The 13,543-nt window shown below is 57.9% G+C and carries 12 protein-coding genes; 11 read left to right on the top strand and 1 reads right to left on the bottom strand.

Translation table 11 applies throughout. The features are described 5' to 3' along the window. The 7 genes from amiB (at position 1) to hflC (ending at position 8,258) form a co-directional block, all read left to right on the top strand. Entirely contained in the window at positions 1 to 1,353 is a 1,353-nt protein-coding gene (gene amiB, locus GT756_RS22935) for an N-acetylmuramoyl-L-alanine amidase AmiB (RefSeq protein WP_080841775.1), read from the top strand. A 10-nt stretch (positions 1,354 to 1,363) separates the two neighbouring features. Then, positions 1,364 to 3,223: a DNA mismatch repair endonuclease MutL gene (gene mutL / locus GT756_RS22930; RefSeq protein ID WP_064178448.1), complete on the top strand. Its 1,860-nt coding sequence runs from the start codon at positions 1,364 to 1,366 to the stop codon at positions 3,221 to 3,223. Then, positions 3,216 to 4,166 carry a tRNA (adenosine(37)-N6)-dimethylallyltransferase MiaA gene (gene miaA, locus GT756_RS22925; RefSeq protein ID WP_049114992.1) on the top strand — a complete coding sequence of 317 codons (951 nt, stop codon included), beginning with the start codon at positions 3,216 to 3,218 and terminating at the stop codon, positions 4,164 to 4,166. Before mutL ends, miaA begins: the two co-directional genes overlap by 8 nt. A 92-nt stretch (positions 4,167 to 4,258) precedes the next feature. Beyond that, positions 4,259 to 4,567 carry an RNA chaperone Hfq gene (gene hfq, locus GT756_RS22920; protein ID WP_043519288.1) on the top strand — a complete coding sequence of 103 codons (309 nt, stop codon included), beginning with the start codon at positions 4,259 to 4,261 and terminating at the stop codon, positions 4,565 to 4,567. Between the two features lie 75 nt (positions 4,568 to 4,642). Then, positions 4,643 to 5,923, top strand: coding sequence for a ribosome rescue GTPase HflX (gene hflX / locus GT756_RS22915; protein ID WP_004146725.1), 1,281 nt, complete (start codon positions 4,643 to 4,645; stop codon positions 5,921 to 5,923). 65 nt (positions 5,924 to 5,988) lie between these two features. Beyond that, a complete protein-coding gene (hflK, locus tag GT756_RS22910) occupies positions 5,989 to 7,251 on the top strand; it encodes an FtsH protease activity modulator HflK (protein ID WP_004206443.1) in 1,263 nt (420 codons plus the stop codon). A 2-nt stretch (positions 7,252 to 7,253) separates the two neighbouring features. Further along, complete coding sequence (hflC, locus tag GT756_RS22905) at positions 7,254 to 8,258, top strand: protease modulator HflC (protein WP_004192484.1); 1,005 nt, start codon at positions 7,254 to 7,256, stop codon at positions 8,256 to 8,258. 83 nt (positions 8,259 to 8,341) lie between these two features. On the opposite strand, the gene GT756_RS22900 is transcribed toward hflC, so the two are convergent. Then, positions 8,342 to 8,632, bottom strand: a complete 291-nt coding sequence (locus GT756_RS22900) for a hypothetical protein (protein ID WP_087771117.1) — start codon at positions 8,630 to 8,632, stop codon at positions 8,342 to 8,344. 223 nt (positions 8,633 to 8,855) lie between these two features. Here GT756_RS22900 and GT756_RS22895 point away from each other — a divergent pair, with 223 nt between their 5' ends. The 4 genes from GT756_RS22895 to rnr all read left to right on the top strand — a co-directional run bounded on the left by GT756_RS22895 (position 8,856) and on the right by rnr (position 13,505). Beyond that, on the top strand, positions 8,856 to 9,053 hold the full coding sequence (locus tag GT756_RS22895) for a DUF2065 domain-containing protein (protein WP_002885664.1): 198 nt from the start codon (positions 8,856 to 8,858) through the stop codon (positions 9,051 to 9,053). A gap of 102 nt (positions 9,054 to 9,155) precedes the next feature. After that, on the top strand, positions 9,156 to 10,454 hold the full coding sequence (locus GT756_RS22890) for an adenylosuccinate synthase (protein ID WP_004206445.1): 1,299 nt from the start codon (positions 9,156 to 9,158) through the stop codon (positions 10,452 to 10,454). 150 nt (positions 10,455 to 10,604) lie between these two features. Beyond that, positions 10,605 to 11,030 carry a nitric oxide-sensing transcriptional repressor NsrR gene (nsrR, locus tag GT756_RS22885; RefSeq protein ID WP_002885667.1) on the top strand — a complete coding sequence of 142 codons (426 nt, stop codon included), beginning with the start codon at positions 10,605 to 10,607 and terminating at the stop codon, positions 11,028 to 11,030. Between the two features lie 36 nt (positions 11,031 to 11,066). Continuing rightward, complete coding sequence (gene rnr / locus GT756_RS22880) at positions 11,067 to 13,505, top strand: ribonuclease R (RefSeq protein ID WP_004206447.1); 2,439 nt, start codon at positions 11,067 to 11,069, stop codon at positions 13,503 to 13,505. Positions 13,506 to 13,543 lie beyond the last annotated feature (38 nt).

The raw sequence follows: 13,543 nt of genomic DNA, 5'->3' as shown, positions 1-13,543 counted from the left end.
ATGAAGTATCGCATAACCACCTGGCTTGCCGCTGCGCTGATGCTGTCGAGTCTTCACGCCACTGCGGCGAGTTTATCCGATATCCAGGTCTCCAACGGAGACCAGCAGGCCCGTATTACTCTTAGCTTTGTCGGTGAACCGGAGTACTCTTTTACCCCCCAGGGCAAACGACTGGTGGCGCTGGATATCAAACAGACCGGTGTATTGCAGGGACTGCCGCTGAAATTTAGCGGCAGCAACCTGGTGAAGAGCATTCGTGCCGGTACGCCGCAGGATTCGCAGACGCTGCGTCTGCTGGTGGATCTGACGGAAGATGGCAAAACCCGGGCGGTGAAGCAACAGAACGGGGCGAATTACACGGTGGTCTTTACCATCAACGCCGACGCGCCTCCGCCGCCGCCACCTCCTGTGGTGGTGAAACGGGCCGACCCGCCGCCGGTGATGCCTTCCCGGACGGTGACGGCGGGACGCAATCCGTTCAGCTCGTCGGGCCACGATCGGCAGACGGTGATGACCCCCTCTCAGCCGGCGATGACCAACAATCAAACCGTGACCCGTCCGGCGGCCCGCACCGTGTCGGCGCAGGATAAAGTGATTATCGCCATCGATGCCGGGCACGGCGGTCAGGATCCTGGCGCGATTGGCCCGAATGGCACCAAAGAGAAGAACGTGACTATCGCCATCGCGCGCAAGCTGCGGGCGCTGCTGAACGCCGATCCGCAGTTTAAACCGGTGCTGACCCGTGACGGGGATTACTTTATTTCGGTAATGGGACGCTCGGATGTGGCGCGTAAGCAAAATGCCAACTTCCTCGTCTCAATCCATGCCGACGCCGCGCCAAACCGCGACGCCACCGGCGCCTCGGTATGGGTACTTTCTAACCGTCGCGCCAACAGTGAAATGGCCGGCTGGCTGGAACAGCATGAGAAACAGTCTGAACTGCTCGGCGGCGCGGGCGATGTGCTGGCGAACAGCCAGGCCGATCCCTACCTGAGCCAGGCGGTGTTGGATCTGCAGTTCGGTCACTCCCAACGCGTCGGCTACGATGTCGCGACCAACGTGCTCAGCCAGCTGCAGCGGATTGGCAATCTGCATAAACGCCGTCCGGAGCATGCCAGCCTCGGCGTACTGCGCTCGCCGGACATTCCGTCGATCCTCGTGGAAACGGGCTTCATCAGTAACAACGGGGAAGAACGGCTGCTGGGGAGCGATGATTACCAGGAGCAGATTGCGGAGGCGATTTATAACGGTCTGCGCAACTACTTTATGCAGCATCCGCTGCAGTCGGCGCCTCGCGGCGAGGCGGCGCAGACCGCCAGCGCCGCCTCGCCGGGCGGGATGTTGATTAACTAAGGAGCAGGGGATGCCGATTCAGGTTCTGCCGCCGCAGCTCGCCAACCAGATTGCCGCCGGCGAGGTGGTGGAACGGCCCGCGTCGGTGGTGAAAGAGCTGGTTGAAAACAGCCTTGATGCAGGCGCCACGCGGATTGATATTGATATCGAACGCGGCGGCGCGAAGCTTATTCGAATTCGCGATAACGGCTGCGGCATCAAAAAAGACGAGCTGGCGCTGGCCCTGGCTCGCCACGCGACCAGCAAGATCGCCTCGCTCGACGATCTCGAAGCCATTATCAGCCTCGGTTTTCGCGGCGAAGCGCTGGCCAGTATCAGTTCGGTGGCGCGCCTGACGCTCACTTCGCGGACGGCGGAACAGCAGGAAGCCTGGCAGGCGTATGCCGAAGGCCGCGATCAGGCGGTGACGGTGAAGCCGGCGGCGCACCCGGTCGGCACTACCCTTGAAGTCCTCGATCTGTTCTACAACACCCCGGCGCGGCGCAAATTTATGCGCACCGAAAAGACCGAGTTCGGCCACATTGACGAGGTGGTCCGCCGCATTGCGCTGGCGCGATTCGACGTCACCATCAACCTCAGCCATAACGGCAAGGTGATGCGCCAGTATCGGGCAGTCGCTCAGGATGGCCAGCGGGAGCGGCGGTTGGGAACCATCTGTGGCGCCGCCTTTCTTGAACATGCCCTGGCGATCGAGTGGCAGCATGGCGATCTGACCCTGCGCGGCTGGGTCGCCGATCCGCTGCATACCACCCCTGCGCTGGCGGAAATTCAGTATTGCTACGTTAACGGGCGGATGATGCGCGACCGGCTGATCAACCACGCTATCCGCCAGGCCTGTGAAGACAAACTGGGGGCCGATCAGCAGCCGGCGTTTGTGCTGTATCTGGAGATCGATCCCCATCAGGTGGATGTGAACGTCCACCCGGCCAAGCATGAGGTGCGTTTCCATCAGTCGCGCCTGGTGCATGACTTTATCTACCAGGGCGTACTGAGCGTGCTGCAGCAGCAGCTTGACGCGCCGCTGGCGGAAAAAGACGACCCGCCGGCGCCCCGTGCGATGCCGGAGAACCGGATCGCGGCGGGCGGCAACCAGTTTGCGCGGCCGTCGGAAGCGCGTGAACCGGCAACCCGTTTCAGCATCACGCCATCGCGTGAGTCTGCGGCCTCCAGCGGCAGGCCGGGCGGCGCGAGCTGGCCGCACGCGCAGCCGGGTTACCAGAAGCAGCAAGGGGCGCTTTATCGTCAGTTGCTCGACACGCCAACGGCGCCAAAGCCCGCGTTACAGACTCCGGGCGCGGCGGAACTGGCCGGTCACAGCCAGAGCTTTGGCAGAGTGCTGACGATTGTGAGCCGCGACTGCGCGCTGCTGGAGCGCGAGGGCGGCCTGGCGCTGCTGTCGTTGACCGTTGCCGAGCGCTGGCTGCGCCAGGCGCAGTTGACCCCGGGAGCAGAGGCCGTCTGTGCCCAGCCGCTGCTGATCCCCCTGCGGTTAAAAGTGACGGAAGGGGAAAAACAGGCGCTGGCCGCCGCGCATCCGGCGCTGACGCAGCTGGGGATCGATATGCATACCGATGCCCTGCACGTGACGGTGCGCGCGGTCCCTTTACCCTTAAGACAACAAAATTTACAAATCTTGATTCCTGAACTGATAGGCTACCTGGCGCAGCAAAACGCATTCGACGTCGGCAATATCGCCCAATGGATGGCGCGTAATCTGACGAGCGAACAGACGTCATGGAATATGGCGCAGGCGATTGCGCTGCTGGCGGACGTTGAGCGTCTTTGCCCGCAGCTGGTGAGAACGCCGCCGGGTGGCCTGTTACAACCTGTAGATCTCCATTCGGCGATGAATGCCCTGAAAGATGAATGATGTAACCGAGGCGAGCCTGCCCAAGGCAATTTTTTTAATGGGCCCGACGGCCTCCGGCAAAACCGCGCTGGCGATAGCCTTACGTAAAGTTTTGCCAGTAGAGTTGATTAGCGTTGATTCCGCCCTCATTTATCGGGGAATGGATATTGGCACCGCCAAACCGGATGCCGCAGAGCTTAGCGCTGCGCCACACCGACTGCTGGATATTTTGGATCCGGCAGAGGCCTATTCCGCGGCGGATTTTCGCCGCGATGCGCTGGCGGCGATGGCGGAAATTGTCGCCGCCGGGCGAATTCCGCTGTTAGTCGGCGGGACGATGTTGTATTTCAAAGCGTTGTTGGAAGGATTGTCGCCCTTACCGTCCGCTGACCCTGAGGTCAGAGCGCGGATTGAGCAGCAGGCCGCAGAGCAAGGGTGGAGCGCGTTACATCAGCAGTTGCAGGAGATCGATCCCGTGGCGGCTGCGCGTATTCATCCAAATGATCCGCAAAGGCTTTCCCGGGCACTGGAAGTTTTTTTCATTTCGGGTAAAACTTTAACGGAACTGACGCAAACGTCAGGAGACGCTCTGCCATATCAGGTGCATCAGTTCGCCATCGCCCCGGCGAGCCGTGAACTGCTCCATCAACGCATAGAACAGCGTTTTCATCAGATGTTAGCTTCAGGTTTTGAAGCAGAAGTACGGGCGCTTTTTGCCCGCGGAGATTTGCATACGGATATGCCTTCCATCCGTTGTGTCGGATACCGCCAGATGTGGTCATATCTCAATGGCGAGATCCCATATGATGAGATGGTTTATCGAGGTGTTTGCGCCACGAGACAGTTAGCCAAACGTCAGGTCACCTGGCTGCGCGGTTGGGAAGGTGTGCATTGGTTAGACAGTGAACAACCTGAACAAGCGCTCAACAAAGTATTACAGGTTGTTGGTGCGAGCCAGAACTGAACGTGTACAATTAAACGGTATCGTGCGTAATTTTTTTTGAGAATCGTAAGGTTCTGAGTACAAAACAAGCATACATATAAGGAAAAGAGAGAATGGCTAAGGGGCAATCTTTACAAGATCCGTTCCTGAACGCTTTGCGTCGGGAACGCGTTCCGGTTTCTATTTATTTGGTGAATGGTATCAAGCTGCAAGGGCAAATTGAGTCTTTCGATCAGTTCGTGATCCTGTTGAAGAACACGGTCAGCCAGATGGTCTATAAGCACGCAATTTCTACTGTTGTCCCGTCTCGCCCGGTGTCTCACCACAGCAACAATGCTGGCGGCGGTTCCAGTAACTATCACCACGGTGGTAGCGCGCAGAGCTCTTCTGCGCCGCAACAAGACAGCGACGACGCCGAATAAGGCTAGTGCTGTTTTTCCACGCCGGGGAGCCAGGTTTTCTGCGTTCCCCGCTGGTATTTTATAAGGGGTTTACGCTTGTTTGACCGTTATGACGCCGGTGAGCAGGCGGTACTGGTACACATCTATTTTTCGCAAGACAAAGATATGGAAGATCTCCAGGAGTTTGAAACTCTGGCCTCTTCCGCCGGTGTCGAAGCAATGCAGGTGATTACCGGTAGCCGTAAAGCACCGCACCCGAAGTATTTTGTTGGTGAAGGTAAGGCAGTCGAAATTGCGGAAGCCGTTAAAGCGACCGGCGCTTCGGTCGTGCTCTTCGATCATGCCCTGAGTCCGGCGCAAGAACGCAACCTGGAACGCCTGTGCGAATGCCGGGTTATCGATCGTACCGGTCTTATTTTAGATATTTTCGCTCAGCGCGCGCGCACCCATGAAGGGAAACTGCAGGTCGAGCTGGCGCAGCTGCGCCATATGGCGACCCGCCTTGTCCGCGGCTGGACCCACCTTGAAAGACAAAAGGGCGGGATCGGTTTGCGTGGCCCGGGTGAAACCCAGCTCGAAACTGACCGTCGTTTATTGCGTAACCGCATCATGCAGATCCTGTCGCGGCTGGAAAAAGTCGAAAAACAGCGTGAGCAGGGGCGGCGGTCGCGCGCGAAAGCCGATATTCCAACCGTGTCGCTGGTGGGCTACACCAACGCCGGAAAATCAACGCTCTTTAACCAGATCACCGCCGCCGAGGTCTATGCCGCGAACCAGCTGTTCGCCACTCTGGACCCGACGCTGCGCCGCATTGACGTCCCTGACGTCGGCGAAACGGTGCTGGCCGATACCGTCGGCTTTATTCGCCACCTGCCGCACGATCTGGTGGCCGCGTTTAAAGCGACGTTGCAGGAGACGCGTCAGGCGACGCTGCTGCTGCATGTGATTGACGCTGCGGATGTCCGCGTGCAGGAAAACATTGATGCGGTAAATACGGTTCTCGCTGAAATTGAGGCCGATGAGATCCCGGCGCTGCTGGTGATGAACAAAATCGACATGCTGGACGATTTTGAACCGCGCATCGATCGCGACGATGAAAATAAACCGATTCGGGTCTGGCTTTCCGCTCAGACCGGGGTTGGCGTACCACTGCTTTTTCAGGCGTTAACGGAGCGCCTTTCCGGTGAAGTGGCCCAGCATACGCTGCGCTTACCGCCGAAAGAAGGGCGACTGAGAAGCCGTTTCTATCAGCTTCAGGCGATAGAAAAAGAGTGGATGGAGGATGACGGCAGCGTGAGTCTGCAGGTGCGCATGCCGATCGTTGACTGGCGGCGCCTCTGTAAGCAAGAGCCAACGCTTGTTGACTATGTGGTTTGACCTTGCAGCTTGCCTGAAGATATTGACCCCTGTGGGGATATCAAAAACAAATATGGAGCATATACATGGCGTGGAATCAGCCCGGTAATAACGGACAGGACCGCGACCCGTGGGGGAGCAGCAAACCTGGCGGCAACTCTGAGGGAAATGGCAACAAAGGCGGTCGCGAGCAGGGGCCGCCGGATCTGGATGATATCTTCCGCAAGTTAAGTAAAAAACTTGGCGGGCTCGGCGGCGGCAAGGGCGGACTGGGCGGCGGCAATAGCGCGCAGGGACCTCGCGGACCGATGGGCGGGCGTATTGTCGGCATCGTTGCCGCGGCGGCAGTGATTATCTGGGCGGCCAGCGGTTTCTATACTATTAAAGAAGCCGAACGCGGCGTGGTCACCCGCTTTGGTAAGTTCAGCCATCTGGTTGAGCCGGGCCTGAACTGGAAGCCGACCTTTATCGATAACGTGCAGGCAGTAAACGTGGAGTCGGTACGTGAACTGGCGGCGTCCGGCGTCATGTTGACCTCTGACGAAAACGTGGTGCGCGTTGAGATGAACGTGCAGTACCGCGTCACCGATCCGGAGCGCTATCTGTTTAGCGTCACCAGCGCGGACGACAGCCTGCGTCAGGCCACCGACAGCGCGCTGCGCGGGGTGATCGGTAAATACACTATGGATCGCATTCTGACCGAAGGTCGTACCGTGATCCGTAGCGATACTCAGCGTGAGCTGGAAGAGACGATTCGCCCGTACAACATGGGCATCACTCTGCTGGACGTCAACTTCCAGACGGCACGTCCGCCGGAAGAGGTGAAAGCCGCGTTTGACGATGCCATTGCCGCGCGTGAGAACGAACAGCAGTACATTCGTGAAGCGGAGGCTTACACCAACGAAGTCCAGCCGCGCGCGAATGGTCAGGCGCAGCGTATCCTCGAAGAGGCACGCGCCTATAAGACCCAGACCGTCCTGGAAGCCCAGGGTGAAGTGGCTCGCTTTGCTAAGATCCTGCCGGAATACAAAGCCGCGCCGGAGATTACCCGCGAGCGTCTGTACATCGAAACCATGGAAAAAGTGCTGAGCCACACCCGTAAAGTGCTGGTTAATGACAGCAAAAACGGCAATCTGATGGTTCTGCCGCTGGACCAGATGCTGAAAGGCGCCGCTGCGCCGGCAGCAAAGAGCGATAGCAGTGACGCCAGCGATCTGCTGCGTCTGCCGCCTGCATCCAGCACTGGCAGCGCCAGCACCTCATCAACCTCGAGCTCAACCGGGGGTAGCATTATGGACCAACGCCGCGCTAACGCGCAGCGTAACGACTACCAGCGTCAGGGGGAATAACGATGCGTAAATCTGTTATCGCGATCATTGTCATCGTGCTGGTAGTGCTCTACATGTCAGTCTTTGTCGTGAAGGAGGGCGAGCGCGGTATCACGCTGCGTTTCGGTAAAGTTCTGCGCGACGACGAAAACAAGCCGCTGGTATACGCGCCAGGCCTGCACTTCAAGATCCCGTTTATCGAATCGGTGAAGATGCTGGATGCGCGTATTCAGACCATGGACAACCAGGCTGACCGTTTCGTCACCAAAGAGAAGAAAGACCTGATCGTCGACTCCTACATCAAATGGCGTATCAGCGACTTCAGCCGTTACTACCTGGCCACCGGCGGCGGCGACGTCTCCCAGGCAGAGGTGCTGCTGAAGCGTAAATTCTCGGACCGTCTGCGTTCTGAAATCGGCCGTCTGGATGTGAAAGACATCGTCACCGACTCCCGTGGCCGCCTGACGCTGGAAGTGCGTGATGCGCTGAACTCAGGGTCGGCCGGTACGGAAGACGAGGTTAGCACGCCGGCGGCTGACGATGCGATTGCCAAAGCGGCAGAGCGCGTGGAAGCGGAAACCAACGGCAAAGTGCAGGTGATCAACCCGAACAGTATGGCGGCGCTGGGTATTGAAGTCGTCGACGTGCGTATCAAGCAGATCAACCTGCCGGCGGAAGTGTCGGAAGCGATCTATAACCGTATGCGCGCGGAGCGTGAAGCGGTTGCCCGTCGTCACCGTTCACAGGGCCAGGAAGAGGCAGAAAAACTGCGCGCGACCGCGGACTATGAAGTCACCAAGACGCTGGCGGAAGCCGAGCGCCAGGGCCGTATCCTGCGTGGTGAAGGCGATGCGGAATCGGCAAAACTGTTTGCCGACGCGTTCAGCCAGGATCCGGGCTTCTATTCCTTTATTCGTAGCCTGCGCGCCTATGAGAAGAGCTTCCAGAGCAATCAGGATGTCATGGTCCTGAGCCCGGATAGCGATTTCTTCCGCTATATGCGTTCACCGGATTCGGTGCGTAAATAAGTCGAAGATGACAGTAACCTACAGTGGTTAATGCAAAAAGGCGCCTGAGACAGGCGCCTTTTTTTATGCTACGACGGCGTGAATTAGTTGCCGAGCAGCTTGTTTAGCAGGCCACCGATCACCGGCAGGCTCGCCAGCGTACTCTCGATGGTGCCGCCGATAGATGAGCCAACGCTTTTGCCCAGGGTTTTGCCCAGGTCCGGCGCCAGATCGGCCAGATTAATGGTGCCAAGCAGCGGCAGGTTGATGCTCAGGGCATCGGTGCCCATCGTCCATACGGCGGCGCCGACCTTACTACCTAAGGAGGCCAGGCCATCCTGTAACCAGCCTGCGCCGCTCACATTTTCGATTTCAAATGCGGTTAATTCTCTCATGATAATCTTCCTGATTATGTAGACGTACCGGGTTGTAGTACGCGACGGCATAGTTGCAATTTAAAAAATAGACAGCAATACAACTGGTTATGAATTTTGTTTCACCTTTCCGGTTCATAATGAAGAGGAAATACGGGACAATGTGAATTGAGTGAATGCATTCACTATGCTGGCCGATGACGCCTGCGAAGGCGGCGATGATACTTTTCAATTAGGGTTGACGATGAACTCCACCATTTGGCTGGCGCTGGCGCTGGTTTTAGTACTCGAAGGGCTTGGCCCGCTACTTTATCCGCGCGCCTGGCGCAAGATGGTCGCCAGCCTGAGCCAGCTCCCGGATAATTTATTGCGGCGCTTTGGCGGCGGACTTGTGGTTGCCGGGATTGTGATCTACTACATGTTGAGGAAATCGATTGGCTGATCAAAAAGTGGTCGGATTTGCCTTATTTTGGATGCAAAAAGTGCTGTAACTCTGAAAAAGCGATGGTAGAATCCATTTTTAAGCAAACGGTGATTTTGAAAAATGGGTAACAACGTCGTCGTACTGGGCACCCAATGGGGTGACGAAGGTAAAGGGAAGATCGTCGATCTCCTGACAGAACGGGCTAAATATGTTGTGCGCTACCAGGGTGGTCACAACGCCGGCCATACTCTCGTAATCAACGGTGAAAAAACCGTTCTCCATCTTATTCCATCAGGCATTCTGCGTGAAAACGTCACCAGCATCATCGGTAACGGCGTCGTGCTGTCTCCGGCTGCGCTGATGAAAGAGATGAAGGGCCTGGAAGACCGTGGTATCCCGGTTCGCGAGCGTCTGCTGCTCTCTGAAGCCTGCCCGCTTATCCTTGACTATCACGTGGCGCTGGACGTGGCGCGTGAAAAAGCGCGCGGCGCGAAGGCGATCGGCACCACCGGTCGCGGCATCGGCCCGGCTTACGAAGATAAAGTCGCTCGTCGCGGTCTGCGCGTTGGCGATCTGTTCGATAAAGCAACCTTCGCCGATAAACTGAAAGAAGTGATGGAATATCACAACTTCCAGCTGGTGAATTTCTACAAAGCAGAAGCGGTTGACTACCAGAAAGTGCTGGACGATGTGATGGCGATTGCCGACATCCTGACCGGCATGGTGGTAGACGTTTCCGACCTGCTGGATCAGGCGCGTAAACGTGGCGACTTCGTAATGTTCGAAGGCGCACAGGGCACGCTGCTGGATATCGACCACGGTACCTATCCGTACGTAACCTCTTCCAATACCACCGCGGGTGGCGTGGCGACCGGCTCCGGCCTGGGCCCGCGTTATGTGGATTACGTTCTGGGTATCATCAAAGCTTACTCGACTCGCGTCGGCGCGGGTCCGTTCCCGACCGAGCTGTTTGATGAGACCGGCGAGTTCCTCTGCAAGCAGGGTAACGAATTCGGCGCCACCACCGGTCGTCGTCGTCGTACCGGCTGGCTGGACGCTGTCGCGGTTCGTCGCGCGGTGCAGATTAACTCCCTGTCCGGCTTCTGCCTGACTAAACTGGACGTCCTCGACGGCCTGAAAGAAGTGAAAATCTGCGTCGGCTACCGTATGCCGGATGGCCGCGAAGTGACCACCACTCCGCTGGCAGCCGACAACTGGGAAGGTATCGAGCCTATCTACGAAACCATGCCGGGCTGGTCTGAAACCACCTTCGGCGTGAAAGAGCGCAGCGGCCTGCCGCAGGCAGCGCTGAACTACATCCAGCGTATTGAAGAGCTGACCGGCGTACCGGTTGATATCATCTCTACTGGTCCAGACCGTTCCGAGACCATGATTCTGCGCGACCCGTTCGACGCATAATCACTCGCAAGGGGCGCCGTTCAGGCGCCCTTGTTTTTGCTGTTCGCCCGCCCCATTTTAAATAAATTAGCGGCCTGAGCGCTGGCTGGTTTATCATCAATAATAATGATGTCGCTCGACATACCCTGTTTTCTTTTCCCTGAGGTTTATGTGCAGTTAACGAGTTTCACCGATTACGGACTACGGGCGCTGATTTATATGGCGTCGCTGCCGGAAGGACGGATGACCAGTATCTCGGAAGTAACCGAGGTCTATGGCGTCTCCCGTAATCATATGGTTAAAATAATCAATCAGTTAAGTCGCATGGGCTATGTGACTGCCGTGCGGGGGAAGAACGGGGGCATTCGCCTCGGCAAACCAGCTGGACAGATCCGCGTCGGTGACGTGGTACGCGACCTGGAACCCTTATCGCTGGTCAACTGCAGCAGCGAGTTTTGCCACATTACACCAGCCTGTCGTCTGAAACAGGCACTAGCTGAAGCCGCGCAGAGTTTTCTCAAGGAACTGGATAACTATACGCTGGCTGATTTGGTTGAGAAGAATCAACCGCTTTATAAATTATTGCTGGTGGAGTGACGCCACTCTGCCGGAGATGACAACGGAGGAACCGATATGTCACAAGATCCATTCCAGGAACGCGAAGCTGAGAAGTACGCGAACCCAATCCCGAGCCGGGAATTTATCCTCGAACATTTAACCAAACGGGAAAAGCCCGCCAGCCGCGATGAGCTGGCCATCGAGTTAAATATCGAGGGCGAAGAGCAAACCGAAGCGCTGCGCCGCCGCCTGCGCGCGATGGAACGCGACGGTCAGCTGGTCTTCACCCGCCGTCAGTGCTATGCGCTGCCGGAGCGCCTTGATCTCCTCAAAGGAACCGTTATTGGTCACCGTGATGGCTATGGTTTCCTGCGTGTTGAAGGGCGCAAAGACGATCTGTACCTGTCGTCAGAGCAGATGAAAACCTGTATTCATGGCGACCAGGTGCTGGCCCAACCGCTGGGCGCGGACCGCAAGGGCCGCCGCGAAGCGCGCATCGTCCGCGTCCTGGTGCCGAAAACCAGCCAGATTGTTGGCCGCTACTTTACCGACGCTGGCGTCGGTTTCGTTGTCCCGGACGACAGTCGCCTCAGCTTCGATATCCTGATCCCGCCGGAAGAGATTATGGGCGCGCGGATGGGCTACGTGGTGGTGGTCGAGCTGACCCAGCGCCCGACCCGCCGCACCAAAGCCGTGGGGAAAATCGTCGAAGTGCTGGGCGACAACATGGGTACCGGCATGGCTGTCGATATGGCGCTGCGCACCCATGAAATTCCGTACGTTTGGCCGCCGGCGGTGGAAAATCAGGTTTCCGGCCTGAAAGAGCAGGTGCCGGAAGAGGCGAAAGCCGGGCGCGTCGATCTGCGCTCCCTGCCGCTGGTCACTATTGACGGTGAAGATGCCCGCGACTTCGATGACGCGGTGTACTGCGAGAAGAAACGCGGCGGCGGCTGGCGCCTGTGGGTAGCCATTGCCGACGTCAGCTACTACGTGCGTCCGGGGACGCCGCTGGACGCGGAAGCGCGCAGCCGTGGAACCTCGGTCTACTTCCCGTCGCAGGTGGTACCGATGCTGCCGGAAGTGTTGTCTAACGGTCTGTGCTCGCTGAACCCGCAGGTCGATCGCCTGTGCATGGTATGCGAGATGACGATTTCGTCAAAAGGCCGTCTGACCGGTTATAAATTCTATGAAGCGGTGATGAGTTCACATGCTCGCCTGACCTATACCAAGGTGTGGCATATACTGCAGGGCGACCAGGAGCTGCGCGAGCACTACGCGCCGCTGGTGAAGCATATTGAAGAACTGCATAACCTCTACAAGGTGCTGGATGGCGCCCGCGAAGAGCGCGGCGGTATCTCATTTGAAAGTGAAGAAGCTAAATTCATCTTCAACGCCGAGCGCCGTATCGAGCGTATCGAACAGACCCAGCGGAACGATGCGCACAAGCTGATTGAAGAGTGCATGATCCTGGCGAACATCTCCGCCGCGCGCTTCGTTGAGAAGGCGCAGGAGCCGGCGCTGTTCCGTATTCACGATAAGCCGAGCACCGAGGCGATTACCGCGTTCCGCAGCGTGCTGGCGGAGCTGGGGCTGGAACTGCCTGGCGGCAACAAGCCGGAGCCGCGCGATTACGCCGAACTGCTGACCTCCATCGCCGATCGCCCGGATGCGGAGATGCTTCAGACGATGCTCCTGCGGTCGATGAAGCAGGCGGTCTACGATCCGGAAAACCGCGGCCACTTTGGCCTCGCGCTGCAGTCCTATGCCCACTTCACCTCGCCGATCCGTCGTTACCCGGATCTGTCGCTGCACCGCGCCATCAAATATCTGCTGGCCAAAGAGCAGGGGCATAAAGGCAACAGCACGGAGACCGGCGGCTGGCACTACAGCATGGAAGAGATGCTGCAGCTGGGCGAGCACTGCTCGATGACCGAACGCCGCGCTGATGAAGCGACGCGCGAAGTCTCCGACTGGCTGAAGTGCGACTTCATGCAGGATCAGGTAGGCAACATCTTCTCCGGGGTTATCGCCAGCGTGACCGGCTTTGGCTTCTTCGTCCGTCTCAACGATCTGTTTATCGACGGCCTGGTGCATGTTTCCTCTCTGGATAACGACTACTATCGTTTCGACCAGGTGGGGCAGCGTCTGATCGGCGAGTCCGGCGGGCAGACTTATCGCCTGGGCGACCGCGTGGAAGTCCGTGTGGAAGCGGTCAACATGGACGAGCGTAAAATCGACTTTACCCTAATCTCCAGCGAGCGCGCGCCGCGTAATGTCGGCAAAACCGCCCGTGAGAAAGCGAAAAAGAGCACCTCCGGCAAACCGGGCGGCCGTCGTCGTCAGGTCGGTAAGCAGGTGAACTTCGAGCCAGACAGCGCGTTCCGCAAAGAAAAAGACCAGGCGAAAGCGAAGCCGAAAGGCGAGAAGAAAGCGAAAAAACCGTCGGCGAAAACGCAGAAAATCGCCGCCGCCACCAAAGCCAAGCGCGCGGCAAAGAAGAAGAGCGCCGAGTGATTGACCACCCTTCATCCTGAAGTCTGCTGACGCAGGAC

Source organism: Klebsiella sp. Q2, from assembly GCF_009900705.1.
In the GTDB taxonomy this organism is placed as follows: domain Bacteria; phylum Pseudomonadota; class Gammaproteobacteria; order Enterobacterales; family Enterobacteriaceae; genus Klebsiella; species Klebsiella quasipneumoniae.
This window is presented reverse-complemented; position numbering and strand designations above follow the sequence as displayed.